Here is a 559-nt window from a genome sequence, read left to right as displayed (position 1 = left end):
AACCTTATGCTCCGATTTTGCGCTGCTCGCTCTGTTGTCCGTCCCTTTCCGGATTGGATTGAACCAAACAAAGTGGAAAGTGACTCCCAAAGGATCGATTATCACAAAATCTACGCATGGCCACTTTAATTCAAATTTGTTTTGACACAAATTTTCAGCTTAAAGGATTGTTTCTAAAACGCAAAATTCGTTTCGTATATCCAGTTTTCAAGGATCAAGTTTGTTCGCCGTTTTAGCGGCGGAATATTATCTTATCAGCTCCTCGCTTACGCATCAAGCGGTAAGTTATGGAGGAGATATGATGTTTAGATGGTATATTATGGTGGAGCCAAGGAGGATCGAACTCCTGACCTCCTGCTTGCAAGGCAGGCGCTCTCCCAGCTGAGCTATGGCCCCATATAAATTCCATCAAAACCGAACAAATGGATACGCATCAATGTTTGCTTCTGTAAAGAAGCGATTTGAATGTTCTCATCGCAGAGAACGATTCTCCATAGAAAGGAGGTGATCCAGCCGCACCTTCCGATACGGCTACCTTGTTACGACTTCACCCCAATCA

At 43.8% G+C, this 559-nt stretch carries 1 tRNA gene and 1 rRNA gene; both read right to left on the bottom strand.

What is annotated here, in order from left to right:
• Positions 1-320 precede the first annotated feature (320 nt).
• Positions 321-396, bottom strand: a tRNA-Ala gene (locus DMN77_RS23530).
• Positions 397-497: 101 nt separating this feature from the next.
• Positions 498-559, bottom strand: a 16S ribosomal RNA gene (locus DMN77_RS23525); the annotation flags it as partial.

Source organism: Paenibacillus sp. 79R4 (assembly GCF_013393165.1).
Classification (GTDB): Bacteria; Bacillota; Bacilli; order Paenibacillales; family Paenibacillaceae; genus Fontibacillus.
The sequence above is the reverse complement of the archived record's forward strand: the minus strand, read 5'-3'. Positions and strand labels throughout refer to the sequence as shown.